A 25,527-nucleotide genomic window follows, 5' to 3' on the forward strand; every position below is an offset into this window, starting at 1 on the left:
ATGCCTCCCGTCGCCCTATAGTCCGAGCACCGCTTTGGCGATGATGTTGCGCTGGATCTCGTTCGAGCCGCCGTAGATCGAGAGCTTGCGCGAGTTGAGATATTTTTCCGATACGGTGTGTCCGTAGTCCGGCCCCGGCATGAAATGATTGGCGCTCACCGGATGCTCGCGGATCGCGAGTCCGTAGTTGCCGATCGCGCGGTGCGTCAGTTCGGTGATGGCCTGGAAAATCTCGGTGCCCCTGATCTTGAACAGCGACGCCGCCGGGCCGGGATCGATGCCGCGCGCCATTTGCGCGACGATACGAAGCTCGGTCGCCTCCAGCGCCAGCACATCGAGCTCGATGCGGGCGATGTCCCTGAGGAATTCGAGATGGGCCGGATCGTCTTCGGGAATTTCCGCTTTGACGATCTTCTTCAGTCGCTCGATGTACCGCGTCGAGCGGCCGATGCCGGCCATGCTGGTGCGCTCATTGCCGAGCAGGAATTTGGCGTAGGTCCAGCCCTTGTTCTCTTCCCCGATCAGATTGGCGATGGGCACGCGGACGTTTTCTAGAAAAACGTCGTTCACCTCATGGCTGCCGTCGATCGTGATGATCGGGCGCACGGTGACGCCCGGCGACTTCATGTCGATCAAAAGGAACGAGATGCCGGATTGCGGCTTCGCGTTCTGGTCGGTACGCACCAGGCAGAAGATCCAATCGGCATGCTGAGCGAGCGTGGTCCAGGTCTTATGGCCGTTGACGATATAGTGGTCGCCGTCGCGCACCGCCTTGGTGCGCACAGAGGCAAGATCGGAGCCCGAGCCCGGCTCCGAATAGCCCTGGCACCACCAATCCTCCCCGGACAGGATGCGCGGCAAGAATCGCTTCTTCTGCGCCTCATTGCCGAAGGTGTAGATCACAGGTCCGACCATGGTGACGCTGAACGCGAGCGGCGGTAGCGTTCCGGCGCGCGTGGTCTCCTGCTCGAAGATGAAGCGCTTGGTGATCGACCAGCCGGGGCCGCCATATTCTTTGGGCCAAAGCGGCGCGATCCAGCCCTTCTTGTAGAGGATGCGGTGCCAGAGCAGCATCTGCTCCTTGGTGAGGTCGGTGTCCGGATTGGGGACGCGCATCTCCGCCGGATAGTTTTCCGCAATGAAGGTTCGTACCTCGTCGCGAAATGCGGCTTCTTCAGGAGAAAGCACCAGCTCCATCGGACAGCGCTCCTATCAAATTCCGCCGAGGTAGACGGATCTGCGTTCCATGGCGTGCGACGCGGAGCCTGCGACTTCGCCGATGCCAAGTGTCCCTGCCGAACTCGTCACCTCAGACCTCCCGACAGATATCGAGCCGCTCGCGAGGCGACTTCATCACTCCTTACATTTAACGTTCTTTTTTAGAACTCGTCAATTGCAATTCTTTGCGAGCTGTGGCTCGCGGACAGGCGACACGACGACGGCTGCTCAAATATCGGTGCGATATCGAATATTTCCATTTACTTCGCACGCGACGCTTTCTAATAATTCGGTACCAAATAAGAACTATATGGGAGAACAGGATGACGGAACGCCGCGGGGTCGCGATATTGGTTGGTGCGGGCGACGCGATCGGGGCGGCTGTCGCGCGGCGTTTCGCAAACGGCGGCTACACCGTCTGCATCTGTCGCCGCGACGCCGCCAAATCGCAGGAGCTGGTCGACGAATTGAAGGCCGCCGGCCACGAGGTCCATGCGCTCAGCGTTGACGCAAGGCAAGAAGCGGAAGTCCAGGATCTGTTCGCCCGCGTCGAGAAAGAGATCGGCCCGATCGATATCTGCCTCTTCAACGCCGGCTCGAACGTCAACAAGCCGTTGCTCGAGACCACCGAAAAGCTGTTCTTCAAGGCCTGGGAGCTGGCCTGCTATGCCGGATTCCTGGTCGGCCGCGAGGCGGCGCGCTATATGGTGCCACGCGGCCGTGGCACCATCTTTTTCACCGGAGCGACCGCGAGCATCCGCGGCGGCACCGGCTTTGCCGCGTTCTCATCGGCGAAATTCGCACTACGCGGGGTCGCGCAGGCGATGGCGCGCGAACTCGGTCCGAAGAACATCCATGTCGTGCACCTCATCATCGATGCCGGCGTCGACAGCCCGGCCATCCATGAGCGCATGAAGGCCCGCGGCATCGAGGCGAGCGCGATCCCACAGGACAGCCTGACCAAGACGTCGTCGATCGCGGACGCCTATTGGTTCGCGCATCAGCAGACGCGGGACGGCTGGACCCACGAACTCGATCTGCGCCCCTCGGTGGAGAAATGGTGAGATGGCCGCGCCGGAGCTGACCCTCTGGGGCGTGGGCACGAGCCGGACGATCAGGCCGCACTGGGCCATGCATGAGCTTGGCCTCTCCTATAAAACGCGGCCGATCGGTCCCCGCACCGGCGAGACCAAGACGACGGAATATACTTCGCTCAATCCGCGGCAGAAGATTCCGCTGCTGCAGGACGGCGATTTCTGTATCGGCGAGAGTGCAGCGATCGTCGCCTATCTGTCGCGAACCTATTCGACGCCCGAGCGTGCGCTGATTCCGGAGAGCCAGCGCGATTATGCCGCCTGGCTCGAATGGTGCTTCTTCATCGTTGCCGAGCTCGATGCGACCAGCCTGTACGTCATGCGCCGCCACAGCGGCAATGCGCTGGGCCACATCTATGGGGTCGCGCCCGATGTCGTGGCGCAGGCGGCGGAGTATTTCCGCCAGCAATCGCGCCATGTCGAGGTCGCGCTCGCCGACGGCCGCCAATTCCTGATGGGCGATCGTTTCACCAGCGCCGATATCCTGCTCACCACTTGCCTGGATTGGGCAATCGCCTACGGCGTCGGCATCTGCGACCACGCCCATCCCTATCTCGAGCGCATCCATCAGCGGGACGCGTATCAGCGCGGCCAGGCCGCAAACAAGCCGCTTGCCCCGGTCACACCGCCCGCGCCGAGGGCGTGAGCAGCCAAGCGCGGGACAGCAGTTCTCCCTCTCCCCGTCCCTGCCCTCTCCCCGTGAAGAACGGAGAGAGAGAGAGAGAGAGAGAGAGAGAGCGCGCGAGCGCGTCCCACTCGTCGCTTATTGCTTGCGCGGCACCTACACCGCCACCCGCACGGCCTTTTCGCTCACCATCCGATCGATCGCCGCGTCGTCATAGCCGAGCTCGCGCAACACTTCGCGCGAATGCTCGCCGACGCGGGGTGCCGGTCCGCCAATCGACGCCTGGTTGACTTCGAAACGCGCCGCTGGCTTGGGCTGCCGCACGCGCCCGACCTTGGGCTGCTCGAATTCGGTGATGATGTCGCGCGCCACCACCTGCTCGTTATGGATGATCTCGGCGCGGCGCAGGATCGGCGCGCAGGGAACATCGGCGGCATCGAGCCGCTCCAGCCATTCGGCCGTGGTGTGCTGCGCGATATATTCGGCCATCTTGTTGATGCGCGCCGTCGCATTCACCGATCGCGCGGAAGGCGTCGCAAAGCGCGGATCCTTGGCGAGCTCGGGATCGCCGGTGGCGCGGCAAAAGCCCTGCCATTCGGAATCCGAGATCGTGCCGGCAGTGATGTAGCCGTCGCTGGTCTTGAACACGAGATCCGGCCGGTCATTCGGATCGGCGGCGGTCTCTTCGGCGCCGACCACCGTGTATTGCATCATGCCTTCCGGCCACAGATACGAGATCATCGCATCCAGCATCGCGACCCGGATGTGATCGCCCTGCTCCGTCTTCTCGCGGGCATAGAGCGCGGCCGCCACCGCCTGCGCCGTCATCACCGCCGTGGTCTTGTCGCAGACGATGGTGCGGATCATCTGCGGACGGTTCGTAATGGGCTGCGACTGGATGTCGGCGAATCCAGACAATCCCTGGATGATCGGATCGTACACCCGCTTCTTCACATAGGGACCGGTCTCGCCGACCCCGCTGATCGAGACATAGATCAAGCGCGGATGGCGCTGGCGGAGCTCATCCGCGCCGAGGCCGAGCCGCTCCATGGTGCCGGGCCGAAAATTCTGCACCAGCACGTCGGCCTGCGCGACGAGCTTGGCCAGCACCTCGCGGCCGGCCTCGCTCTTGACGTCGATCGCGAGCGAGCGCTTGCCGCGGTTGGAGGAAATGAACAGCGCCGAGAACTCGCCGGATTTGTCTATGGTGGCGCGGCTGCGGCGGGTGATGTCGCCGCCAACAGGCTCGATCTTGAGAACGTCGGCGCCCTGGTCGGCGAGGAACATGGTCGCGAACGGCCCCGACACCACGCCGGTCAGATCCAATACGCGTACGCCATTGAGAGGGCCCGGCATCACGTTCTCCTTATTTGTTCGGCAATCTCCGGCCGCCGCGACCAGGCGCTCACGCGCTCTTGGCCAACTGCCTTGTCTGCTCGACGATGGATTCCTCGACGTCGCGAAGCTGGTCCTTGCCGAAGAACATCTCCTTGCCGACGAAGAAGGTCGGCGAACCGAACGCGCCGCGGTTGACCGCGTCTGCCGTCAGGTCGATCAGCCGCTTCTTGACGTCGTCCTGCTGCGCCCGTGCGATCAGCCTGTCGGCGTCCAGGCCGGAAGATTTGAGCGCGGCGCGAACCACTTCGACGTCATCCATCTTCTTCGGCTCCTCCCACATGTGATGGAAGGCCGCACGGAAATAGGGCTCGAATACGCCTTCGAATTGCGCAGCGACCGCGCCACGCATCAGCATCAGGGTGATGACCGGGAAGAACGGGTTCGATCGATAGGTCGTGATGTTGTGGCGGCGGATGAAGCGCTCGGTCTCCAGCGCCATGTATTCCGGCTTGTTCTTGATGCCGCGCAGTGAATCCGCCGGCGACATGTTGCCGGTCGCCTTGAAAATTCCGCCGAGCAGGACCGGCACATAGTCGAACTTCACGCCGGTGCGCTGTTCGATCGAGGGAATCACGAGTTCCGCCAGATAGGCGTTCGGGCTGCCGAAATCGAAATGGAATTCAACCTTCAAGGGATTTCCCACCGGCCTCTCCTCGCGGGCATCCGTTATTCTCCGCCTGCCACGCGTAGGCGATCTGCAGCCATGCCCTGGCTAGTCCCCGTCATACAGTTCCAAAAATGAACTGTCAATTCTCGAGACCGTCCAATATGCTGCTGCGACCGAAGCTCGAAGCATTGTGCGGCGGAGCCGGCCTCTCAGGGAGCGCCCCTCATGATCACGACCCTCGACCACACCAGCGTCCTGGTTCACGATCTCGACACCGGCATTGCCGCTTATCGCGAGGTACTCGCGAGGGAGCCGGCGTTTCGCGCCAGAACTGATGGCGTCGAAAGCGCGTTCTTCGTTTTGGACAACGCCACCTTTCGGGTCGCGGCACCCAACGGCGAAGGCGCGTTCGGTGCGCGCGCCCGCGCCGTCCTTGCCGAGAGCGGCGAAGGCCTGTGGTGTCTGGACTTTGCGGTCGACGACATCGAAAAGAGTTATCGGCGATTGAAACATATCTCGCTGCAGCCGGACGATGTCGCCGACATCACCTGGAGCGATCTTGCGACCGACACGATGCTCTCCTGGAAGCGGAACGGCTTGCCGGCCGAACAATCACATGGCGTACCGATCCGCTTCAGCAAGCTTCTATCCGAAGCGGCCCGCTCCACAGCGACAGCGCCGGCTACGGTTCGCAGGATGGACCTGGTGGTGGTTGCGACCGACGAGCCGGAGCGCGCGATAGCGCTCTACGGCGCGCGTCTCGGGTTAGAGCTGATCTTCGACCGCGCCGACGCAAAGAGCAAAAGCCGATTGATGCAATTTGCCTGCGGCGACATGCTGATCGAAGTTGTCCACCGTCCGGCCGAGGGCGACGCGCGCAAGGCGGACCGCCTCTGGGGCATCGCCTGGTCGGTCGACGATGCCGACGCCGCCCGTGAGCGGCTGCTGCGCGCCGGCCGCAACGTGTCCGATGTCAAGGCCGGTGCCAAGCCGGGAACGCGGGTGTTCACCCTCCGCGACGGCACGTGCAACGTCCCCACCCTGTTCGTGCAGCATCTTTCGTAAGAGCCGTAGGCCAGAGCCTTCCAGCGCTCACGTCATTTCAACACTTCGCAAACCGTCTGTTGTTCGATGCCCGCCGGCCTCGGATATCGCGCCGAGACGTTGTTCCACCATGCATCGAGCGTATCGCGGTCGCAGCGGAGGCGGACGCTCATGCCGTCGGCGAACTTGGTCCAATGGGCAAAGCGGTGACTGGGCACCGCGATCACGACCGGGATATCCGCGCTCAGCGCACGCTCGACCAGTGCCCTCGCATTCCTGCCGGCCGAAGCGGTTGACGATCAGCACGTCGGCGCCGCGATCGATCGCCGCCGCGATCCGCTGGCCCGCATCGAGCAACTGGCCGACGTCAAGCCGGCAGCCGGCCGAGCAACTGCCAAGGTCCTGGAATAGCTGCAGCTCTTCGCCGGTATGGACCAGCATGGCGGACAGGCCGGCATCGAGGCAGTGGTGGCCGAGCTGCACAATCCCGACCGCGCGATATCCGGCTCTGTTCAGGCTGGCGGCGAAATCGCGCAGGATCTCGTCGGGATCCTGATGCTGCTCATACACGAGCGCAGCAAGATCGCATTGGGAGTCGAACATGGCGGGCCTCATCTCCATTTGCGACGGGCCCCCGGTCCGGGCTCCGTTATATCCGTCACCATATCACGTCTCGGCGGTTTCCGGCCATACCCGTGACGCGGCGCGGCAGGGTCAAGAAAGACGGGCTGGACGCCCGGGATCGCATCGATATATCTTGATGGATATAACGGATATTTGTTCGGAGCCTATGATGCAGATCGACACCCAGGCCCTGACGACGTGCGAAGTCGCCGCTGATGGCGCCGTTTCGCTTGGCTTCGTCGATTCCGCCGGTAATCCCGCGACCCTGCGGCTTTCGCTCAACCAGGTCGGCACGCTCGTGATGACCCTGCCGGGATTGCTCGACAAGGCGCTGCAGCGCCGCTATGGCGACGGCAGCCTCCGCTACGCTTATCCGCTGGATTCCTGGATGGTCGAGCAATCCAGCGATCCGAGCGTGCGCATGGTGACGCTGCGGACGGTGGATGGATCCAGCGTCTGCTTCTCGGTTCTGCGCGAGCAGCAGAACTCCTTGGGAGAGGCGATCGCGGCCGAACCGCAGCAAGGCGTGACGCTGCGCGCGAACTGACGGCGGCATCACGCCTTGCGGGCGATATCGGTCTGCAAGGCCGCCAGCTCCTTGCGCACCGCGCTCGCTGCATCGCGCTCGATCTTGCGATAGCGCGCGACCAGGGAGAGGCCGAACGGCGTCAACATTGCGCCGCCGCCATTCTTGCCGCCGGTCTGCCGCTCGACTGCCGGATGCCGGCAGATCCGGTTGATCTCGTCGACCAGGTCCCACGCCCGCTTGTAGGACATCTCCATGGCGCGGCCGGCGGCCGAAATCGACCCGCAATCGCGGATATGCTCAAGCAACTGGATCTTGCCGGGCCCGATCCGCTCGTCGCTATCGAGATCGATGCGAACGCTCAAATGTGGAAGCGATTTGGCGCCCAGTTTTGACATGCAGAATCCGTTGGTTGCGTCTGCCCCCTAGAATGCCATTGAAGCTTTTCACGGACAAGATGAGCGCCGGCCGATAGCGCCACGATTGACGTCGGCCGGCGCCGTCTCTTCTAAGGCGCGATGAGATGAGGATGAATCATCATCGCGCTTTAGGTGGTTGTTTGAGCGTGATCTTTTCGAAAACCGCTACACACTTTTCCGGATCACACCCTAGACTAGAGCAAGTCGCTCAACTGTTACTTTAACGGAACTGGCGTGATCGCGAATGGACCGGGATCTTTCCCCTTGTTGGGACCGATGAGGTAGGACAGCTTGCCCTCGGCGATCCATCCGGTGTTGCCGACCTGGGTCACCGAAACGGGCTCGGCAAGACCGTCCTTGATGACATCGACCTTGGCCTCATCGCCCGTCACCGTGACCTTGTCGAGCCGGCCCGCGCCTTCGACCAGCAGGAAGTCGCCGCCGAACGCGCGCATGGCGTCCGCGTGATCCAGCGGACGGGACGGCTTCAACTCGGTGATCTCCCCCGCCTTGCCGTCCTTGACCGCGATCCTGAACAGTTTGGCGGGAATAAAGGTCGTGACGTAGAGATGGCCGTCCGATCCGACCGCGATGCCGTCGAGCCCGACCCCGTCCTTGGCCGGCGCCAGCAGCGGATCGGTCGCCCACACGTCGAGCGCCGTGCCGCCCGGCTTCAGGCTGTAGATATACGGCGCGAAGGAGTCGGTGACGTAAGCGGTTCCGTCACCGCCGATCGCGATGTCGTTGCAAAGCGATTTCGGATCCTTGAGCTGAAAGCTCGCCTTCGGGGCGCCGGTGGCGAGATCGAAGGTTTTCAGCCAGGCGCCCTTGGTCTCACTGGGACCGGCAACGCCCGAACCGCTCAGGTCGTTGGAACAGACGTACAAGGTACGGTTCTTTTCATCGGCGAGTACGCCGAGCACCGAACGGCTGCCATCGGCGCCGGGCGAGATGAACTGCTCGGTTTTTCCGCCCGGTGCCGCCTTTATGACGCCGCCCAGGTTGAAGCTTCCGATATAGAGCGTGCCGTCGCTGGTGGCGGTTACGCTCTCCGGATGGCTCTTGTCGGGGACACCGATCGGCGTCTCCGCACGCGCCGTGCCGAGCATGAGCAATATCAACCCGGCCGCGCCGAGCGCCCATGCATTACGGTTCTTGAGCAAGTCTCCCTGTCGCAGCGAGCACAGGGCAACGCTGTCATTCTGTTTCATGTTTTGGTTCCTGATGGACGTGGGGTGGACGAGGCAATGCCCCGAACGAACGATCATCGGTCGACGATCGTTCACTGCGCGTCCTGCAGGACCGGAACTCCGTAGCTCTTCCGGCCCGGCTGTCCGCCCTCGATGTATAGCGCAACATACAACGATGCGAAAGCCGCCGCTGCCGTACGGATCGCCTCGGCGATCTCGCTTTATCGCGCTTCAGACGTCATTTGCGAATGAGAGCCTCGATGCCCGCCTGGCAGACGACGGCGTCCTGCACGCCTGCTCCTCCGCTGCATCCAATGGCGCCGATGACCTTGCCTTCGCTGATGATTGGCATGCCACCCGGCGAAGCGACCAGCGTTGGATCGAGCGTCATCACGTAGGGATGGCCGGTCTCCGTCAGATCGAACATGCCCTTGGTGTCGCGCCGAAAGCGCGCGGCGGTGCGCGCCTTGTTCTGGGCGATGGTTGGCGATGCCAACATGGTATCGTCCATTTTCACGAAATAGGTCAGGTCGCCCGAGGGCGATACGACCGCGATGGCCATCTTCCACCCCCGCTTGGATGATTCCGCAAACGCGGCTTCCACCGCTTGTCGGGCAAGATCGAGCGAGATCGGCGTCCCATAGGGAATGTCGGCGGGCATCTTCTCGGGGACGCCGGGCGGGAGCGGCTGCTGCGCCGATGCCGCTCCTGCGGTGAGCGCCGCCACACAGGCGATGATCCAAGTTGCAAAACCATGACGGAAGCCGAAAGGAACAAAAGCAAACAGCCGTAACGCCAGGAAACGCAAATAAATCATGATAAAACCCCAGTTGTGGCCGCAAGATCAAAGCACAACTTGAGGCCGATCCTCAAGTTTCCGAACGATTTGTCCTGCCGCCGGCGATCCGGGCGCGTCCTTTCAACGCCGATATCGTGATGCTAGTTTCGACCGCGGCAGGGAGCACCTGCTTCCTGCTTCATTCCGGACAGGAGGACGACATGCCTGAGAGCGTCTACAAGGTCATCGAACTGATCGGCACCAGCAACGAATCCTGGGAAAAGGCCGCGGCCAACGCGGTCAGCCAAGCGGCAAAATCGCTCCGAGATCTTCGCGTCGCAGAGGTTGTCAAACTCGATCTGCAACTGGACGCCAAGGGGCAAGTCGAGGCCTACCGCGCCAAGCTCAACGTATCCTTCAAGTTCGAGGGCTCCTGACGTTTTCGCAACCTCGCCCCGCTCGCGGGGCGAGGTTGAACTCGATCGCGGTCCGCTTCCAGCTGATCTCGATTCGAAATTTCGGAGTATCCAGTATCCCGCTCTTTTCGCTCAAGAAATCCGCTGCGCCAATTTGATGGTTTTCAACCGATAGCGATAACCATTTGATTACCGTGCACTGCAAACGAGCTGCGCCTCCACCATTTGGGTAACGATCGGTGACGTATAAGGCGCCGATCTCATCTCGGCCCGGCGTCATGCTTCTCGACCAGTTTTCGATCCTCGTCGCCATCGGCTTCTCGGGCGCCTCCCTTGGACTGACGCTCTGCATGATGTGGGTCGTCGGAAAATCCGAGACCCACCTGCTAAGCTGGTCGATCGGCCTTGCCTTTATCGTCGCCGGAGTGGCGTTCTTTGGCACTGTCATTCAAAGATACGACGCCAATCTGCTGCTCGTGTCCTTCGTGCTGCTGATGTGCGGCTTCGGACTGCTCTACGCGGGCTCGGCCAAATTCTGCTCAAGTCGGTTCAATTGGTTCACCGTATTCGCCGTGGTCGGCCTTGGCATTCTGTCCACATCGGCCACATTCGCGTTTGGCTATTCCGGCACCGGGACGATCGCTGCAAATGTCGTGATCGGCATGCTGCTGCTTATGACCGCTTTCCAGTACTGGACAGGGCGCGCCGAATCCCCGCTCCTGATGTCCGCCAATGCGACGCTCTATCTGATCGCCTCAGCATCGTTCGTCGCGTGTGGCTATGCCCTCGCCGAGCAAGGCCAGTTCGTCCTGACCGCTCGTCCATCCAATTGGGCCGAAGACATCAATTCCATCGTCGTGATCGCGGGCTTGACCGGCATCGGCACATTATCGCTCACCCTCAATCAGGCGCGGATCGCGAATCGGCATAAGTCGGAAGCCATGACGGACGCCTTGACCGGACTCTTGAATCGCCGCGCGCTGTTTGACGGTCCGCCGGCCCATGTCCCGGTTGGCACCGCCGTCGTCGCCATGGATCTGGACCACTTCAAGACCATCAACGATCGTTTCGGACACGATTCCGGCGACCGGACGTTGAAGGCCTTTGCCGAAATCATCACCGCAAATATCCGTTCAGACGATCTGGCCGCGCGAATCGGCGGCGAAGAATTCTGCATCGTGATGCTGAACTCGAGTCCAAGGGCCTCGGCAGCCGTTGCCGAGCGCATCAGAGCGCAGATCGAGGCGATGTCCGTCCCTACTCCTTTGGGCCCAATCCAGACGACCGTAAGCGGTGGAATTGCCTACGCCACCGGATCCGAAACGATCCAGTCGCTACTGATCCGCGCCGACGAAGCCCTCTATGAAGCGAAGACCTCCGGCCGCAATCGCGTGAAACTCTCGGAGTTCGGGTTGGCTGCTTAGGCGCCACCATCGCGGGCTCATACTCAAATAATGAGCGGACGCTTGAGGCAAACTCAACCTCATCGGCACGCGCCGGAATTCGTGATCGTACGACCGCGCCGACCTCGCGCGTGATTGAAACGATGTGACAGAGTATTCCTTTAATCGGTCGATCGCTTCTCCATCTTCACAGAGAATCCTGTAGGCTCTTCGTATCCGATGGAGAAAATTGAGTGAGCAAGTCTCGACTTCTCCCGGCGGCACTGATCGCCGCAGCCATATTCGCAACTCCCGCTCTGGCTCGCGAACATCATGTGAGCTCCCGGCACCTCACAGAGAACGCCGACGCAAATGCCACGATCGGCGCGGGTCATGATGACTGGCGCCCCTGCTACGGCAACCTTGCTGGCGATTTGCATCGTGAACTCTGCGGTTACGAGGGCGGCGATATGTGGGGACAATGGGGCGGCTACTACGGGCCCATGGTTCACGTGCCTTGATGTGTTCGGCGTACGGGATGGATCGCCGCGCGGTAAGCTCGGCGCAAGAATTATTTCCTGAATACCTGCTTTGACGGGGCGTCGAACCTGGCTACGGGCCGATCCATCTGCCAGAGTTCCACATCGTGGCTGTCGACAAGACGCTCGGCGGATTTGATGGCTGAATCATCGTCGACACAATCGATCCGAACCACTCCAATCGACCGGCCGTGCAGTCCAACAATGTATGCATGATAGACCGTCATCCTGACCTCCAGGCAGCGCGAACGCCGCGCGGGTGAATTTTGCCGGCCGACGCCCAAAGCGGACAATCATCTTCTGTCCTTATCGCCAAGACGGGACCGAACGGCTGCCCGGAAGGTGAATGGCAAGGCGTGTAAATTCCATGGGGACTGCTTTGTCCTCTTATAAAGGCCGCATAGTGCCGTCCGGCTCAGATCGGCCTTCCTGACCACGGGTCAGATCATACGCGCGACGATCGGAATCCTTCGCAGCAGGATGGTCGCGCCCCAACTGACGAAGAGTGTGCCGAGGAAGACGATCGCGAATTTGGCAAACACCGGCAGCGGCGGATCGTAGACGAGATACTGCAGCCAGATCAGCGGAACGAAATGCACGAGATAGATGCCGTAGGCCGAAGGCTGCATCGCATCGAGGAACCGAAACCGTGATTGCGCAAAGTGCAGGAACAGCGCGGGCACCGTGAAAGTCATTGCCGCGTTGAACATCGCAAAGGCCAGGCCATAGGCTATCTGCCACCATAGCGGCGGCGAACGGAAATCCGGCAGCACGCTGTGATGGACATAGACCAGGAGCAGGATGACGCCGTAGAATGCGAGCGCACACGTGAGCCATAGCATCCCGCGCTTCGCCACCTCGCCGCTTTCCGCCAGCAGCCCGCCTCTCAGGCTGATGGCACCGACCGCGACGCCGGTGAAGAAGTAGCCGGTGTACAGCAGGATACGGCTGGTCTGGATCGGCAGCGGATAGTGGCCGGGCACGAACCACGCGGAATCGCCGAACTCCAGGTGCAGCGGCAGATAGACGACGATCGAGAAGATAAGGAACGCAGCGAAGGCCGCCATCGGCCGCTGACGAAAGCCATCGACCAATCGCCCGAGCGCCGGGATCGCGCCGGGTGCCGCGGCCCAAAGCAACGCGGCGATCGCGTCCAGCGCAAGCAGCACCCACAGGAACCAGGCCGATCCCGATGACCACGGGCCGACGGTGACCATATGCCAATAGAACTGCGGGAAACTGAGCTCCGTTACATGGTAGCGGTAATAAGCGATCGGCATCAGCACGAAGATCGATACCAGATACGGAATACCCAGCCGCCAGGCACGGCTACCGAGGAAGTTCGCCGGGCCCCTCCGCGCCAGGCTGTCGTGAACGAACAGGCCCGAGATGAAGAACATGCAGGCCATGAAGAAACTGTCGTTGAACAGCGCGATCAGGTCGAAGCCGATCCATCGCATCCGGTCGCCGCCGATACCGAAATAGGTGTAGTTGATTACGCCGTGATACAGCACCACCAGGAAGGTGATGAAGGTGCGCGCACGGTCGAGCGGAACGATGCGTGTCCCGGTCGTCCCGGCCAGCTCGGTGGCATGGGATTTCTTGAGCATCGGCCCCTGCGTGTCGCAATGACGCTGCGTCGCTGCCGCAGCATATCACGGCAGCGACGCAACCATACACCGTCGGCCAAGGGAATCCGATCAGCTATGGCGGCGTAAGCCGTTCACGCCCGTTTGAATCGGCTGCTCAGCCCGCAAAATTTTTCTGAATCGCACGATCGAGTGTTTCATTGCCAAGAAAGCGCTTGCGCAATTCCCGCTTCAGCAATTTGCCGCTCGGGTTCTTCGGCAGGCTGTCCACGAAGATCACGCGCTTCGGCACCTTGAAATGCGCCATCTGGCTGGCGCAATGTCTGATGACGGTCTCCTCATCCAGCGTGTCGCCGCTCTTGACCACAACGATCGCGGTCACCGCCTCGATCCAGCGCGGGTCCGGCAGGCCAACCACCGCGACTTCGGAGACCGCCGGCAGCCGATAGACCATCTCCTCGACCTCGCGGCTTGCGACATTCTCGCCGCCGGTCTTGATCATGTCCTTGACGCGGTCGACGACGGTGACGTGCCCCTCGGCATCGACGGTCGCCAGGTCGCCGCTGTGGAACCAGCCCCCGGCAAAGGCCGCCTCCGTCTTGGCCGGATCATTGTAGTAGCCGGACAACAGATGCGGCGAGCGGTGGACGATCTCGCCGACCTCGCCCACCTTGACGTCCTGCATCTCGGCATTCACCACGCGCGTCTCGACATTGAGCGCGGGCTTGCCCGCCGATCCCGCCTTGGGCAACTGATCCTCGGGCTTCAGCACGGTCGCGAGCGGCGCGATCTCGGTCTGGCCGTAGAAATTCCAGAACTTCACGCCGGGCAAACGCCGCTGCAGTTCGAGCAGCACCTCCACCGGCATGATGGACGCGCCGTAATAGCCCTTTTGCAGACTCGAGAGATCGGTCTTGTCGAAGGCCGGCGAGCGCAGCATCGCAATCCAGATCGTCGGCGGCGCAAAGAAGGCGTTGATCCTGTGGGCCGCGATCAGCGAAAGGATGTGATCCGGCGCAGGCTTGCCGGTGATCACGTTGGTCGCGCCGAGATAGATGCCAGGCCCGAGGAAGACGTCGAGCTGCGCGCAGTGATAGAGCGGTAGCGCGTGCAGGATGGTGTCCTCCGCCGCCATGCCGCCATCGATGATGCAGCTCACATATTGCCACATCACCGCTTCATGGGTGAGGACGGCGCCCTTGGGCAGCGACTCCGTACCACTGGTATAGATGATCTGCGCGATGTCGCGGCTGTCGACGGAAGCCTCGAGCGGCGAGGCGCCGGCCGCAAGCAGGTCCGCAAAGGTCGTGACGTCCTTCGGCGGCTCCGTGGCATCCTCGCCCGGGAGCCAGATCAGTTGCTCGACCTTCGTGCCCTTGGCGGTCGCAGCGCGGCCGGCCTCGACGAGATCAGGGCCGACGGCGAGCAGCCTCGCGCCGGAATTGGCGAGGATGAAATTGATCTCGTCGGGGTTCAGCATGAAATTGATCGGCACCAGGATCGCGCCGATCTTGGCGAGCGCAAAGCGCAGCGCCGCAAAGGCATGCGAGTTGCGTGACAGCACCGCGACGCGATCGCCCTTCGTCACCCCGAGCCCGCCGAGGCCACGGCCCAGGCGATTGCAGATCGCATCCATCTCCGCATAGGTCCATCTCACGTCGCCGCAGATCAGCGCCGTCTTGTCGGGATAGCGCCGGGCCGAGCGGCGCAGCAGGTCGCCGATGCTTTGCTCGCGCGCCTTCTGGATCGTCGTGGTGATGTCCGCGGTCATTTTTCCCTCCCTGAACGTCCGCTGTTTGTTTGTGGTTCGGACGATGCGTTGTCGTTCTATCTACGTCGAACCGCTTGTGCATGCTCCATGTACATATGTTCGACCGACCGGTCGAGCGAAGCGATCCGCTCGAAGCCGCGGCGCCAGTCCTGCAGGTGACGCCGGGTCCACTGCACGCCCGCCGCCTTGTCACGCCGCCGGATCGCCTCGAGCAGATGGCGATGCGCCTCGACCAGGCGCGTGGCGCCCTGCGCGCCATGGCTCACGATCATCTCGGTGGTCGGAAAGAACAATTGCGCGGCTGGCTCGCGCGCGAGCTGCAGCACGCGGTTGTGCGAGGCTTTTGCCACCAGCACGTGGAAATCGGCGTCGCATTCGGCAAGCGCCGCGGGATCGGCGATCACCTGCTCGCTCCGCGCCAGGTTGTCGGCGAGTTCGGCGATGTCCTCCTCGGTAGCCCGTTCGACCGCGCATTCCGTGCTCGCGATCTCGAGCGTCATCGACACCTCGAACAATTCGCGGAAGGTGACCTCGTGGAGCACCAATGCGCGGCTGAGGCGCGTCGCGAGCTTGTTGTAGCGCGGCAGGCAGGCCTGCAAGCGGCGGCTGGAATCGCGCCGCAGCAGGCCGCCTTCCTCCAGCACCCGGATGCCCTCGCGCACCGTCGAGCGGTTGACGCCAAATTGCCGCACCAGCTCAAGCTCGGTCCCGATCGGGTCTCCCGGCTTGATCCGGCCGCTGACGATCTCGCGTTCGATCGCGTCCGCCACCTTCTGGTAGGCGGGCGCGACGTCGATCCGTCGAAACAGCGGCGAAGCGGGCAAAGGTGGCCTCAATGTTGGTTGTCCGACAAAGTAGTCCGGCCGCGACGATGCGTCAATTCGGCCGCGCGGGCTCCTTATCGACAGCCGATTGACTTCCCCGGAACCCAAATCTACTTTGTCCGACAAACTGATAAAAACACGGAGGAGACCCCATGAAGCCTATCGCAAGGATGGTGTCGACGGCTTGCCTGTTGTCGGCGCTATTGATCGCATCAGCGTCCGCTCAGCAGCCAGCCGCGACGCCGCTGAAGATCGGCGTGCTCACCGATTTCTCGTCGGTCTATTCCGACATCGGCGGCGCCGGAAATGTCGAAGCGACCAAGATGGCGATCGATGAGTTCGGCGGCACCATGTTCGGCAAACCGATCGAGATCGTCTCCGCCGACGTGCTGAACAAGCCTGACATCGCGGCTACCATGGCGCGCAAATGGTGGGAGAACGAAGGCGTCGACATGATCATCGATTTGCCGACCTCCGCCACCGCGCTCGCGGTGATGGAATTGTCCAAGCAGCACGAAAAGATCATGATCGTCACGGACGCCGCGAGCTCCGATATCACCGGCAAATCTTGCGGCCCCTACGTCGCGCACTGGACCTACGACACCTATTCCAACGCCCACACGGTCGGCAGCGCCATCGTCAAGAATGGCGGCGATAGCTGGTTCTTCATCACCGCGGACTATCTGTTCGGCCACTCGATCGAGCGCGACACCGGCGATGTCGTGAAGTCCGCCGGCGGCAAGGTGCTCGGCAGCGTCAAGCATCCGCTCAACACGCCGGATTTTTCCTCCTTCCTGCTGCAGGCACAGGCCTCCAAGGCCAAGATCATCGGCCTCGCCAATGGCGGCGGCGACACCATCAACACGATCAAGCAGGCCGGCGAATTCGGCATCGTCGCCGGCGGCCAGAATCTCGCAGCGATCGTGATGTTCATCTCTGATGTGCACAGCCTCGGGCTGAAGCTCGCGCAAGGCCTGATCGTCACCGAGGCCTATTACTGGGACCTCAACGACAGGACCCGCGCCTTCGGCAAGCGCTTCTTCGAGCGCATGAAGCGGATGCCGACGATGAATCAGGCCGCGACCTACAGCGCCACTCTGCATTACCTCAAAGCCGTGCAGGCCGCGGGCACCAAAGAAACAAAGCCCGTGATGGCCAAGATGCGCGAGATGCCGGTGCGCGACGCCTTCACCGACAACGGCGTGCTGCGCGCCGACGGCCGCATGGTGCACAGCATGTTCCTGTTCGAGGTAAAGAAGCCCGAGGAATCCAAAGCGCCTTGGGACTATTACAAAGTGCTGGCCGAGGTGCCCGGCGACCAGGCCTTCCGCCCGCTGAAGGACGGCGGCTGCCCGCTGGTGAAGTGAATGGATTTAGTTACGCGGCTTCCCTTCTCCCCTTGTGGGAGAAGGTGGCGCGCATGAAATGCGCGACGAATGAGGGGTTCTCTCCGCGGGCGACAGCGCAAGTGGAGAGAACCCCTCACCGAAGCGACTTCGTTGCAGGCACCTGAGCCGCCCTCTCCCACAAGGGGCGAGGGCACATCAACTAGCATCGCGCCCGTGTCTCCAACATTGCAACGAAGTCGTAGGGTGGGCAAAGGCGCCCTTCGCGCCGTGCCCACCATCAAGCACTCCGCAAGGAATGGTGGGCACGCTACGCTTTGCCCACCCTACAACGCCTGGCTCACGCCTTGCCGTAGTCGTAAAAGCCCCTGCCAGTCTTGCGGCCGAGATAGCCGGCGTCGACCATCTCCTTGAGCAGCGGCGCGGCGCGATATTTCGGATCGTTGAAGCCCTTGTAGAACACGTCCATCACCGAGAGCATGGTGTCGAGCCCGATCAGGTCGGCCAGCGCCAGCGGGCCGATCGGGTGGTTGCAGCCGAGCTTCATGCCGGCATCGATCTCCTCGGCGGTGGCGATGCCTTCCTGCAGCGCGAAGATCGCCTCGTTGATCATCGGACACAGGATGCGGTTGACCGCGAAGCCCGGGCTGTTCTTGGCTGTGATCGCGACCTTGCCGACGCGCTTTGCAAATGCTTCCGCTTTGGCCAGCGTATCGTCCGAGGTCTGCAGGCCGCGGATCAGTTCGAGCAGCGCCATCACCGGCACCGGGTTGAAGAAGTGCATGCCGATGAAACGGTCGGGCCGGTCGGTCGCGGTGGCAAGCTTGGTGATCGAGATCGAAGACGTGTTGGTGGCGATCACCGCCCGCGGGTTCAGCGTCGCGCTGAGATCCTTCAGGATCTTGAGCTTCAATTCCTCGTTCTCGGTCGCCGCCTCGATCACGAGGTCGCAGGCGGCAAGCTTGGCCTTGTCGGTGGTCGCATTGATGCGCCCGAGCGCGGCGTTCTTGTCGGCCTCGGTCATCTTCTCCTTCTTGACCAGGCGGTCCAGGCTGCTGCCGACCGTCGCCAGCCCGCGCTGCACGGCCGCGTCCGAGATATCGACCATCACCACCTGAAGCCCGGCGGCCGCGCTGACCTGGGCGATGCCGTTGCCCATAGTGCCCGCCCCGATGATGCCAACGGTTTCGATCATTGCTCGTATCCTTCTCGTAAAACGCGCAAGGCCTCGCGCCCGCGCACACAGACGGTTGCGGCGACCAGTCGGCCGCCGCCGATGCCCATGGTTAGCAGGGCCTCGCGTCCAAGGATACGGTGCAGTTTGGCGTGCCGGCGCCGGTTCGATCGGGAAGACGAAGCGTTCCCGCTCAGCAGCAGCAGGGCCCGCGGAGCTGGAGTTCGGTCTGGTCGGGCTTCGTCTCGAGCGAGTCGATCGTATAGGTATTGGCGCAATATTCGCGATGATGCAGGGCGGCGGTTCCGGCCTCGAGCTCGCTTTGGCAGCGGGATTTCTCGATGCAGAGCGCGCACACCCGCATCATGTCGTGCAGCACGCCCGGCTCGTGGCGCTTGATGGCAACTTCGTCGATCCCCAGCGTCTTCAGCATCTTCGGCAATTCGTCGGCACCATGACGCCCCCGGGCAACCAGCGTCTCGAGCTCGGCCGGAGCGATGCGGAGATCGTGCGCCACGGAACAGGCTTCGGCCGGGCTGAGGCCGCGGATTTCGCCGATGTCACGGAACCTTTCGAGGAAGCCCGTGAGCTTGCCGATCAGTCTGGCCGCAATCGATTCCGTCCGTGTTGCCGATGCCATGGCACCCTCCCGCAATTCTATGCAGGTTGACTATCGGCCCATGCAAAGCCGCCGTCATTGCGACAGATCAAACGCCACGATGCGCGGCCGACGGCCCCGGGGTGGTCGGCGTCTCGTCATCGTCGGAGATCGCCCGCCACGCGGCGCCTTCGAGATCGTCATACTGGCCGTTCTTCAGCGACCACAGGAATCCGAGCAATCCAAACAGGCCAAGCAGCAGCGCCAGCGGCACCAGGAACGCGATCACTTCCATCACACCTGCTCCTGCCGCACCCGACGTCCGCGCAGCGCGTTCAACATCACTAGGATCGAAGAGCCCGACATCGCCGCGGCCGCGATCAGCGGCGTCACGAAGCCCAGGATCGCGATCGGCACGGCGAGGAAGTTGTAGCCGACGGCGAGATAGAGGTTCTGCCGCATCAGCCGCAGCGCTTTGCGCGAATAGTCGATGGCGGCGATCACCGGCGCCAAGGGCTTGCCGAGGAAGACGAGATCGGCGGTCGCCTGGCTCAGATGCGCGGCCGAGATCGGCGACATCGAGACATGCGCGGCCGCAAGCGACGGCGCATCGTTCAGGCCGTCACCGACCATCATCACCTTGACGCCCTGCCGCTTCAATTGCTCGATGCGCGCGATCTTGTCCGATGGCATCACGCCGGCACGCCACTCGGGAATGCCAAGCGTCTCGGCCGCCGCCCGCACCGCGGGTTCGCGATCTCCCGACAATATCTCGACCGCGATGCCGCGCCGCTGCAGCGCCGCGACGGTTTCGCGTGCGTCCGGTCGCAGACCCTGGCGGACCGCGAACACGTAGGGCTGTTCGCCGCGGGCAAAGGCGACTACGGAGGCCTCGGGATCGCGGCGCAGGACCTCCTCGGCGAGGTCCTCGGCGTTGCAGAAGGAGGGACGGCCGAGCCTCACCTCTTCGCCGCCGAAGCTGCCGCGCACCCCCTGCCCCGGCTCTTCCGTGACGCCGGGCAGCGGCGATTTCGCACCGGCCGCGCGCGCCAGCGCCGCGGCAACCGGATGGTGGCTTGCCAGCGCGAGCCGGCCCGCCAGTTCGAACACATCGGCCGGCACGGCAGTGGAATTCACCACATCGAGCTCGGGCAAGGTCAGCGTTCCCGTCTTGTCGAAGATGACGTAGTCGACCTCGGCGACGCGCTCGATGGCATCGCCCGAATTGATCAGCACGCCGGCGCGGAACATCGCCCCCGCGGCAATCGTCTGCACCGTTGGGATCGCCAGTCCCAGCGCACAGGGACAGGTGATGATGAGCACCGCGATCGCGGTGATGACGGAATCGTGCAAGCTCGCGCCGGCGATCAGCCAGCCGATCATGGTCAAGAGCGCGGTTGCATGCACCGCCGGCGCATAGAGCCGCGACGCGCGGTCAGCGAGCTGCACATAGCGCGAGCGCGCCTGCACGGCGTGGTCGAGCAATCGCTGGATCTCCGCCAGCAGCGTGGCTTCCGCCGCCGCCGACACGCGGATGCGCAGCGCGCCCGAGATGTTAAGCGAACCGGCATAGACCGCGCTGCCCGCCTCGACCGCCGCATGCCGCGTCTCGCCGGTGATCAGGCTCTGGTCGATCTCCGACCGGCCCTCGATCACGGTGCCGTCGACCGCGCAGCGCTCGCCTGGCCGCAGCAGCACGGTATCGCCGGCCCGGATCGCCGCCGCCGGCACCACCGAAATCTCGTCCGGTCCGATGAACTTCGTCGCAGTCTCGGCCTTGAGCGCGGCGAGATTGCCAGCGACCGCGCGGGTACGCCGCCGCATGTTCTGGTCGAGATAGCGTCCCACCAGGAGGAAGGTGAACAGCATGATAGCGGCATCGAAATAGGCGTGGTCGGCATGTCCGATAGTCTCGACGATGGACATGCCGAGCGCCAGGATCACGCCGATGCTGATCGGCACGTCCATGTTGACATTGCCCGCGCGCAGCGCGTTGAAGGCCGAGCGGAAGAAGGGCTGGCCGGCATAGGCGGCCGCCGGCAGCGCGATCAGCGCCGACATCCAGTGGAAGAAATCGCGCTGCTCCGGCAGCATGTCGCTGACATTGCCGGACCACACCGGAATCGACAGCATCATCACGTTCATGGTCGCGAACGCCGCAACTCCGAGGCAGCGTAGCAGGAAGCGCGAGTTCTCGACCTCGGCGGCTTCAGCGCTCACCGTCTCGAACGGATAGGCCTTGTAGCCGAGTTCGGCGAGCCGATCGATGAAGTTGCCGGGGTCGAGCGCGCCCTCTTTCCATTCCAGCGCCACGCGGCGGTCAGTGAGATTCACGCGCGCCAAGGTCACATCGGGAATCGCCGAAAGCCCGCGCTCGATCTTCGACATGCAGCCGGCGCAATTGACGCCCTCGACCGCGAGGTCGATATGCGCCAATCCCGAGCCGAGATGTTTGACATAGTGCGAAAAGTCCCGTGTCGCCTGCATCACGCCCTCTTAGTTCAGCACCACGCGGTTCCTCGAGAGGAACACGCGCCGGCCATCGGCTTCGCTTTCGAGCACCAGCTCCCATTGTCCGGGGCCGATCGCGCTGCCCTTGCCGCGGTAGCGACCGCCGCCGGCTTCCGACAGCTCGATCGCCTGGTCGGCGCGCCGGTCGGTCGGGCGCTCCAGGCGGGAGGTGAACTGCAATCCGATGAGCGGCCTGCCATTGCCATCACGCGCTTCGACTTCGAGCGCTGTGCCGCCACCGGCATCGCGCGCCAGATGCGCGTCGACCTTCCAGTTGCGGGCGTCCTGCTCGCGCGCGGCGACGATCTCTTTCTCATAGGCGAGGCTCGCCGCGTAGGCGCTGTCGACGTCGGTGCCGGGCAGCGTCAAGGTCGCCAGCTTGATCATGGTGACGTTGACGCCGATCACAACGCCGAAGAATGCGACCAGCATGACCAGCACCTTGCGGCCGGTCAGCGGTTTCTCCGATCCGTATTCCCTATTCATGGCGGCCCTGCTTCTTCCCGTTATGGCGCGACGAAATTGTCGGTGGCGGACGCGACTTCGCCGAGACCGATGTCGGTGACGCGGAATTTCACCGGGATCGACTTCTCGGGATTCCGGTCGGACGGCGCGGTGACGAGCACGCGCAGCTCGGTGGTGCCGTCGCGCCCAAGCACGATCATGGGACGATCCGGCGTGATCGAATCGCCGCCGACGACATGGAGCTTGGCATCCTGCGGGCCGTCGACGTCGATCGCCACCACACGGTCGAAACCACGCTTGTTGAGGAAGCGGACCGTATAGGCATTGCGGATCGAGCCGTCGCTGAGCTTCACCGCGACCGGATTGCGGTCGTGCAGCACGTTGATGTCGAGCAGCGAACGCGTCGCGAGCGCATAGAGCATGATGCCGCCGACGAGTGCGATCAGCGCGGTGTAGATGATGGTGCGCGGCCGAACGATGCGATAGATCGGCGCTTTGCCCTCGATCCGGCGCTGGATGTTGATGTCGTTGTCGTAGCCGATCAGCCGCGTCGGCCGGTTGATCTTCTTCATCACATTGTCGCAGGCGTCGATGCACAACCCGCACTGGATGCAGTCGAGCTGCGGCCCGTTGCGGATATCGATGCCGACCGGACAGACGGCGACGCACTGATAGCAATCGACGCAGTCGCCGGCTTGCTGGCCGAGCGCGCGCAGGTCGTTTGCCTTCTTCACCGACATGCGCTTTTCGCCGCGGTCGTAGCGATAGGTGACGTTGAGCGCCCATTCGTCCGTCAGCGCCGCCTGGATGCGCGGCCACGGGCACATATAGACGCAGACCTGCTCCCGCATGAAGCCGGCGAGCAGATAGGTCGTCGCGGTCAGGATCGCGATCCAGATATAGGCGATCGCCGGCGCCTGGAAGGTGACGAGCTCTTTGACGAGCGTCGGCGCGTCGGTGAAATAGAGCACCCAGGCGCCGCCGGTCCACCAGGCGATCATCAGCCAGATCGAATGCTTGAGCACGAGCTCGGAGATGCGTTCCAGCGTCCAGCGATGGGCGGAGGCATCCTTCTTCATCCGCTCGCGCCGGTCGCCCTCGACCAGGCGCTCGACCGCGTAGAACAGGTCGGTCCAGACCGTCTGCGGGCAGAGATAGCCGCACCAGATGCGGCCGCCGACCGAGTTCATCAGGAACAGCGTGATCGCGGCGAGAATCAAGAGGCCGGTGAAGTAATAGACTTCTTGCGGCCACAGCTCGATGAAAAAGAAATAGAAGCGGCTGTTCGGCAGGTCGATCAGCACCGCCTGATCGGGCGCGGCGAGGCCACGATTCCAGCGCACAAACGGCAGGAAATAATAGATGCCGACGCAGAACGCCATGAGGCCCCATCTGATCCGACGGAAGGTCCCGGAGACCTTCTGCGGGTAGACCTTCTTGCGCGCTGCATAAAGCGGCCCGACGTCTTCGACTTGGTCAGGGTCTATCTGGACGATCTTGTTCATGGGCCGGGATTCTTCTGGCATCGTGGGAGGAGAGGCTATCCCCTCTCCCCGCGACCTGGTTGATCCAGCGCAAACAGGCGGCGTATTCGCCGCTTATTTACCGCCGCCCAGCGTATGCACGTAGACCGCAAGCGCCTTGATGGTGGACGGATCGAGCCGACCGACCCAGGCCGGCATCACGCCGGAACGGCCGTTGGTGATGGTCTCGATCACGGTGGCCTCGTCCGAGCCGTAGAGCCAGATCTTGTCGGTGAGATCGGGCGCACCGAGCTCCTGGTTGCCTTTGCCGTTCTCGCCGTGACAGGTCGAGCAATTGTCGGCAAACAGCTTGGCACCGGCGGCGGCATTGTAGCCCTGGCTCGTCGCCAGGCCCGAGAGCGAACGGACATAATTGGCGACCGTGACGATCTCGTCCTTCTTCAGGATGCCATCCTTGCCGAAGGCGAGCATCGCGCCCTCATGCGCCTTGGCGTTGCCTGAGCGCGCGCCAAACTGGATGGTCTGCTGGATCTGCTCGAGCGAGCCGCCCCACAGCCAGTCGTCGTCGTTCAGGTTCGGAAAACCCTTGGCCCCGGCGCCGCCCGAGCCGTGGCACGGCGCGCAATTGTCACCGAAGGCCGCCTTGCCGCGGGCGCGCGCGAGCGCCAGCAGTGCCGGATCCTTCTCGATATCCTCCAGCGACGCCGCGCCGAGCGCGACCATCTTGTCGCCGCGGATCTTCTCGAGGTTGGCCAGTTCGACGCCGACATCGGCGCGCGACGAATAGTTGATCAGCCCGTTGGTGTGGCTCCACAACAGCGGCCAGGCGGGGTACACCACCCAGTAGCCGATCGCCCAGATGATGGTGGCGTAGAAGGTCAACACCCACCAGCGCGGCAACGGCGTGTTGAGTTCCTTGATGCCGTCCCACTGGTGACCGGTCGTGGTCTTGCCGGAGACTTGATCGAGTTCGGTTTCAGCCATGGTCTCTCACTCCTCCCGCAACGGTATCCGCGATGCCTCATCGAAGGCGGCCTGGTTGCGGGGCCAGAGCGCGTAGATCACGATCGCGACGAACAGGCCGACGAAGATCGGCGTCCACACGCTCGTCACGAGATTCGACGCCAGATTGTGAACTGTCAGAATAGCTTTCATCGTCCGGCCTCTCAGCGAAGATTGGCTTTTTCGTTGTAGAGCTTGAAGTCGACCAGCGTGCCGAGCATCTGCAAGTACGCGACCAGCGCATCCATCTCGGTCGGTGCTCCGCCCTTGCCGTCGAAATTGCGGATCACAGCCTTCGGATAGCGTTTGGTAAAAGCATCGGTGCCGGCATTGTCAGGATCAGCCTGCGCCTTCAGGTCGGCGACTGCGTTGGCGATCTGCTCGTCGGTGTAGGGCACGCCGACCGCGCGGTTGGTCCTGAGGTGATCGGCAATCGCCTCGGGATCGAGCTCGGTCTTTGCAAGGAAGGGATAGCCCGGCATCACCGACTGCGGCACGATCGCGCGCGGATTGGTCAGGTGGGTGACGTGCCACTCGTCCGAATATTTGGCGCCGACCCGCGCCAAGTCAGGCCCAGTACGCTTCGAGCCCCACTGGAACGGATGGTCGTACATGCTCTCGGCGGCGAGCGAGAAGTGGCCGTAGCGCTCGACCTCGTCACGCAGCGGCCGGATCATCTGCGAGTGGCAGAGATAGCAGCCTTCGCGCACATAGATGTTGCGGCCGGCGAGCTCGAGCGGCGTGTACGGCCTGACGCCGTCGACCACCTCGATCGTGCTCTTGAGGTAGAACAGCGGCGTGATCTCGACCAGGCCGCCGATCGCGATCACGACCAGAATGCCCGCGATCAGGATGATCGAGTTCTTTTCGAAGATTTGGTGGCGGGTCCAGAAGGACATGTTG

The 25,527-nt window shown here is 62.9% G+C and carries 27 protein-coding genes; 7 read left to right on the forward strand and 20 right to left on the reverse strand.

Going from position 1 to position 25,527, the window contains the following annotated elements:
* Positions 1-15: 15 nt before the first annotated feature.
* Positions 16-1,197, reverse strand: coding sequence for an acyl-CoA dehydrogenase family protein (locus tag ACZXDY_RS08215; protein WP_464345135.1), 1,182 nt, complete (start codon positions 1,195-1,197; stop codon positions 16-18).
* 344 nt (positions 1,198-1,541) lie between these two features.
* Between ACZXDY_RS08215 and ACZXDY_RS08220 the strand changes: the two genes are divergently transcribed.
* Positions 1,542-2,282, forward strand: coding sequence for an SDR family NAD(P)-dependent oxidoreductase (locus tag ACZXDY_RS08220; RefSeq protein ID WP_464345136.1), 741 nt, complete (start codon positions 1,542-1,544; stop codon positions 2,280-2,282).
* A 1-nt stretch (position 2,283) separates the two neighbouring features.
* Positions 2,284-2,958 (forward strand): glutathione S-transferase family protein, encoded by a 675-nt coding sequence (locus ACZXDY_RS08225; protein ID WP_028169051.1) that lies wholly within the window; start codon positions 2,284-2,286, stop codon positions 2,956-2,958.
* Positions 2,959-3,093: 135 nt separating this feature from the next.
* On the opposite strand, the gene ACZXDY_RS08230 is transcribed toward ACZXDY_RS08225, so the two are convergent.
* Both ACZXDY_RS08230 and ACZXDY_RS08235 read right to left on the reverse strand, forming a co-directional pair.
* A complete protein-coding gene (locus ACZXDY_RS08230) occupies positions 3,094-4,293 on the reverse strand; it encodes a CaiB/BaiF CoA transferase family protein (RefSeq protein WP_464345137.1) in 1,200 nt (399 codons plus the stop codon).
* Between the two features lie 49 nt (positions 4,294-4,342).
* Positions 4,343-4,978, reverse strand: coding sequence for a 2-hydroxychromene-2-carboxylate isomerase (locus ACZXDY_RS08235; RefSeq protein ID WP_028168614.1), 636 nt, complete (start codon positions 4,976-4,978; stop codon positions 4,343-4,345).
* Positions 4,979-5,167: 189 nt separating this feature from the next.
* On the opposite strand from ACZXDY_RS08235, the gene ACZXDY_RS08240 reads away from it, so the two are divergent.
* Complete coding sequence (locus ACZXDY_RS08240) at positions 5,168-6,007, forward strand: VOC family protein (RefSeq protein ID WP_028168615.1); 840 nt, start codon at positions 5,168-5,170, stop codon at positions 6,005-6,007.
* Between the two features lie 27 nt (positions 6,008-6,034).
* On the opposite strand, the gene ACZXDY_RS08245 is transcribed toward ACZXDY_RS08240, so the two are convergent.
* Entirely contained in the window at positions 6,035-6,589 is a 555-nt protein-coding gene (locus ACZXDY_RS08245) for a DUF2478 domain-containing protein (RefSeq protein ID WP_464345138.1), read from the reverse strand.
* A 190-nt stretch (positions 6,590-6,779) separates the two neighbouring features.
* On the opposite strand from ACZXDY_RS08245, the gene ACZXDY_RS08250 reads away from it, so the two are divergent.
* Positions 6,780-7,157 (forward strand): hypothetical protein, encoded by a 378-nt coding sequence (locus ACZXDY_RS08250; protein WP_464345139.1) that lies wholly within the window; start codon positions 6,780-6,782, stop codon positions 7,155-7,157.
* A gap of 8 nt (positions 7,158-7,165) precedes the next feature.
* On the opposite strand, the gene ACZXDY_RS08255 is transcribed toward ACZXDY_RS08250, so the two are convergent.
* The 3 genes from ACZXDY_RS08255 to ACZXDY_RS08265 form a co-directional block, all read right to left on the reverse strand.
* Positions 7,166-7,534, reverse strand: a complete 369-nt coding sequence (locus ACZXDY_RS08255) for a winged helix-turn-helix domain-containing protein (protein WP_028168618.1) — start codon at positions 7,532-7,534, stop codon at positions 7,166-7,168.
* Between the two features lie 236 nt (positions 7,535-7,770).
* Positions 7,771-8,766, reverse strand: coding sequence for an SMP-30/gluconolactonase/LRE family protein (locus tag ACZXDY_RS08260; RefSeq protein ID WP_464345140.1), 996 nt, complete (start codon positions 8,764-8,766; stop codon positions 7,771-7,773).
* Positions 8,767-8,983: 217 nt separating this feature from the next.
* A complete protein-coding gene (locus ACZXDY_RS08265) occupies positions 8,984-9,562 on the reverse strand; it encodes a GlcG/HbpS family heme-binding protein (protein ID WP_080664115.1) in 579 nt (192 codons plus the stop codon).
* Positions 9,563-9,744: 182 nt separating this feature from the next.
* Between ACZXDY_RS08265 and ACZXDY_RS08270 the strand changes: the two genes are divergently transcribed.
* Together ACZXDY_RS08270 and ACZXDY_RS08275 are read left to right on the forward strand one after the other, a co-directional pair.
* On the forward strand, positions 9,745-9,960 hold the full coding sequence (locus tag ACZXDY_RS08270) for a dodecin family protein (RefSeq protein WP_028168620.1): 216 nt from the start codon (positions 9,745-9,747) through the stop codon (positions 9,958-9,960).
* 218 nt (positions 9,961-10,178) lie between these two features.
* Positions 10,179-11,363, forward strand: coding sequence for a GGDEF domain-containing protein (locus tag ACZXDY_RS08275; protein ID WP_464345141.1), 1,185 nt, complete (start codon positions 10,179-10,181; stop codon positions 11,361-11,363).
* A gap of 529 nt (positions 11,364-11,892) precedes the next feature.
* Here the strand turns inward: ACZXDY_RS08275 and ACZXDY_RS08280 are convergent.
* The 4 genes from ACZXDY_RS08280 to ACZXDY_RS08295 form a co-directional block, all read right to left on the reverse strand.
* Positions 11,893-12,087 (reverse strand): hypothetical protein, encoded by a 195-nt coding sequence (locus ACZXDY_RS08280; protein ID WP_027577817.1) that lies wholly within the window; start codon positions 12,085-12,087, stop codon positions 11,893-11,895.
* 213 nt (positions 12,088-12,300) lie between these two features.
* Positions 12,301-13,470 (reverse strand): acyltransferase family protein, encoded by a 1,170-nt coding sequence (locus ACZXDY_RS08285; RefSeq protein WP_464345142.1) that lies wholly within the window; start codon positions 13,468-13,470, stop codon positions 12,301-12,303.
* A gap of 136 nt (positions 13,471-13,606) precedes the next feature.
* On the reverse strand, positions 13,607-15,220 hold the full coding sequence (locus ACZXDY_RS08290; protein ID WP_464345143.1) for an acyl-CoA synthetase: 1,614 nt from the start codon (positions 15,218-15,220) through the stop codon (positions 13,607-13,609).
* Positions 15,221-15,276: 56 nt separating this feature from the next.
* Positions 15,277-16,044, reverse strand: coding sequence for a FadR/GntR family transcriptional regulator (locus ACZXDY_RS08295; RefSeq protein WP_208820458.1), 768 nt, complete (start codon positions 16,042-16,044; stop codon positions 15,277-15,279).
* A 152-nt stretch (positions 16,045-16,196) separates the two neighbouring features.
* Between ACZXDY_RS08295 and ACZXDY_RS08300 the strand changes: the two genes are divergently transcribed.
* Positions 16,197-17,411, forward strand: coding sequence for an ABC transporter substrate-binding protein (locus tag ACZXDY_RS08300; RefSeq protein WP_028168625.1), 1,215 nt, complete (start codon positions 16,197-16,199; stop codon positions 17,409-17,411).
* A 319-nt stretch (positions 17,412-17,730) separates the two neighbouring features.
* Here ACZXDY_RS08300 and ACZXDY_RS08305 read toward each other — a convergent pair whose 3' ends face one another.
* The 9 genes from ACZXDY_RS08305 to ccoO form a co-directional block, all read right to left on the reverse strand.
* Positions 17,731-18,585, reverse strand: a complete 855-nt coding sequence (locus tag ACZXDY_RS08305) for a 3-hydroxybutyryl-CoA dehydrogenase (RefSeq protein ID WP_282526354.1) — start codon at positions 18,583-18,585, stop codon at positions 17,731-17,733.
* 172 nt (positions 18,586-18,757) lie between these two features.
* The gene (locus ACZXDY_RS08310; protein ID WP_464345144.1) at positions 18,758-19,204 is read right to left on the reverse strand and encodes a DUF6455 family protein; all 447 of its coding nucleotides are present in this window, start codon (positions 19,202-19,204) and stop codon (positions 18,758-18,760) included.
* A gap of 67 nt (positions 19,205-19,271) precedes the next feature.
* A complete protein-coding gene (gene ccoS, locus ACZXDY_RS08315; protein WP_208820454.1) occupies positions 19,272-19,457 on the reverse strand; it encodes a cbb3-type cytochrome oxidase assembly protein CcoS in 186 nt (61 codons plus the stop codon).
* Complete coding sequence (locus tag ACZXDY_RS08320) at positions 19,457-21,649, reverse strand: heavy metal translocating P-type ATPase (protein ID WP_464345145.1); 2,193 nt, start codon at positions 21,647-21,649, stop codon at positions 19,457-19,459. The genes ccoS and ACZXDY_RS08320 overlap by 1 nt, the downstream gene beginning before the upstream one ends.
* Before the next feature lie 9 nt (positions 21,650-21,658).
* Complete coding sequence (locus ACZXDY_RS08325; RefSeq protein ID WP_464345146.1) at positions 21,659-22,159, reverse strand: FixH family protein; 501 nt, start codon at positions 22,157-22,159, stop codon at positions 21,659-21,661.
* A 20-nt stretch (positions 22,160-22,179) separates the two neighbouring features.
* Entirely contained in the window at positions 22,180-23,643 is a 1,464-nt protein-coding gene (gene ccoG / locus ACZXDY_RS08330) for a cytochrome c oxidase accessory protein CcoG (protein WP_464345147.1), read from the reverse strand.
* Positions 23,644-23,736: 93 nt separating this feature from the next.
* Positions 23,737-24,606 (reverse strand): cytochrome-c oxidase, cbb3-type subunit III, encoded by an 870-nt coding sequence (gene ccoP, locus ACZXDY_RS08335; protein WP_464345148.1) that lies wholly within the window; start codon positions 24,604-24,606, stop codon positions 23,737-23,739.
* Positions 24,607-24,612: 6 nt separating this feature from the next.
* Positions 24,613-24,777, reverse strand: a complete 165-nt coding sequence (locus tag ACZXDY_RS08340) for a cbb3-type cytochrome oxidase subunit 3 (RefSeq protein WP_028168632.1) — start codon at positions 24,775-24,777, stop codon at positions 24,613-24,615.
* Between the two features lie 11 nt (positions 24,778-24,788).
* Positions 24,789-25,523, reverse strand: a complete 735-nt coding sequence (gene ccoO, locus ACZXDY_RS08345; RefSeq protein ID WP_456646882.1) for a cytochrome-c oxidase, cbb3-type subunit II — start codon at positions 25,521-25,523, stop codon at positions 24,789-24,791.
* Positions 25,524-25,527: the final 4 nt, after the last annotated feature.

It is taken from the genome of Bradyrhizobium sp. LeoB3 (assembly GCF_055456055.1).

Excerpts from the sequence above, each read along its gene's own strand:
- ACZXDY_RS08215 (WP_464345135.1), bottom strand. The coding sequence starts at position 1,197 with ATGGAGCTGGTGCTTTCTCCTGAAGAAGCCGCATTTCGCGACGAGGTA.
- ACZXDY_RS08220 (WP_464345136.1), top strand. The coding sequence starts at position 1,542 with ATGACGGAACGCCGCGGGGTCGCGATATTGGTTGGTGCGGGCGACGCG.
- ACZXDY_RS08225 (WP_028169051.1), top strand. The coding sequence starts at position 2,284 with ATGGCCGCGCCGGAGCTGACCCTCTGGGGCGTGGGCACGAGCCGGACG.
- ACZXDY_RS08230 (WP_464345137.1), bottom strand. The coding sequence starts at position 4,293 with ATGCCGGGCCCTCTCAATGGCGTACGCGTATTGGATCTGACCGGCGTG.
- ACZXDY_RS08240 (WP_028168615.1), top strand. The coding sequence starts at position 5,168 with ATGATCACGACCCTCGACCACACCAGCGTCCTGGTTCACGATCTCGAC.
- ACZXDY_RS08245 (WP_464345138.1), bottom strand. The coding sequence starts at position 6,589 with ATGTTCGACTCCCAATGCGATCTTGCTGCGCTCGTGTATGAGCAGCAT.
- ACZXDY_RS08250 (WP_464345139.1), top strand. The coding sequence starts at position 6,780 with ATGCAGATCGACACCCAGGCCCTGACGACGTGCGAAGTCGCCGCTGAT.
- ACZXDY_RS08255 (WP_028168618.1), bottom strand. The coding sequence starts at position 7,534 with ATGTCAAAACTGGGCGCCAAATCGCTTCCACATTTGAGCGTTCGCATC.
- ACZXDY_RS08260 (WP_464345140.1), bottom strand. The coding sequence starts at position 8,766 with ATGAAACAGAATGACAGCGTTGCCCTGTGCTCGCTGCGACAGGGAGAC.
- ACZXDY_RS08265 (WP_080664115.1), bottom strand. The coding sequence starts at position 9,562 with ATGATTTATTTGCGTTTCCTGGCGTTACGGCTGTTTGCTTTTGTTCCT.
- ACZXDY_RS08270 (WP_028168620.1), top strand. The coding sequence starts at position 9,745 with ATGCCTGAGAGCGTCTACAAGGTCATCGAACTGATCGGCACCAGCAAC.
- ACZXDY_RS08280 (WP_027577817.1), bottom strand. The coding sequence starts at position 12,087 with ATGACGGTCTATCATGCATACATTGTTGGACTGCACGGCCGGTCGATT.
- ACZXDY_RS08285 (WP_464345142.1), bottom strand. The coding sequence starts at position 13,470 with ATGCTCAAGAAATCCCATGCCACCGAGCTGGCCGGGACGACCGGGACA.
- ACZXDY_RS08290 (WP_464345143.1), bottom strand. The coding sequence starts at position 15,220 with ATGACCGCGGACATCACCACGACGATCCAGAAGGCGCGCGAGCAAAGC.
- ACZXDY_RS08300 (WP_028168625.1), top strand. The coding sequence starts at position 16,197 with ATGAAGCCTATCGCAAGGATGGTGTCGACGGCTTGCCTGTTGTCGGCG.
- ACZXDY_RS08305 (WP_282526354.1), bottom strand. The coding sequence starts at position 18,585 with ATGATCGAAACCGTTGGCATCATCGGGGCGGGCACTATGGGCAACGGC.
- ACZXDY_RS08310 (WP_464345144.1), bottom strand. The coding sequence starts at position 19,204 with ATGGCATCGGCAACACGGACGGAATCGATTGCGGCCAGACTGATCGGC.
- ccoS (WP_208820454.1), bottom strand. The coding sequence starts at position 19,457 with ATGGAAGTGATCGCGTTCCTGGTGCCGCTGGCGCTGCTGCTTGGCCTG.
- ACZXDY_RS08320 (WP_464345145.1), bottom strand. The coding sequence starts at position 21,649 with ATGCAGGCGACACGGGACTTTTCGCACTATGTCAAACATCTCGGCTCG.
- ACZXDY_RS08325 (WP_464345146.1), bottom strand. The coding sequence starts at position 22,159 with ATGAATAGGGAATACGGATCGGAGAAACCGCTGACCGGCCGCAAGGTG.
- ccoG (WP_464345147.1), bottom strand. The coding sequence starts at position 23,643 with ATGAACAAGATCGTCCAGATAGACCCTGACCAAGTCGAAGACGTCGGG.
- ccoP (WP_464345148.1), bottom strand. The coding sequence starts at position 24,606 with ATGGCTGAAACCGAACTCGATCAAGTCTCCGGCAAGACCACGACCGGT.
- ACZXDY_RS08340 (WP_028168632.1), bottom strand. The coding sequence starts at position 24,777 with ATGAAAGCTATTCTGACAGTTCACAATCTGGCGTCGAATCTCGTGACG.
- ccoO (WP_456646882.1), bottom strand. The coding sequence starts at position 25,523 with ATGTCCTTCTGGACCCGCCACCAAATCTTCGAAAAGAACTCGATCATC.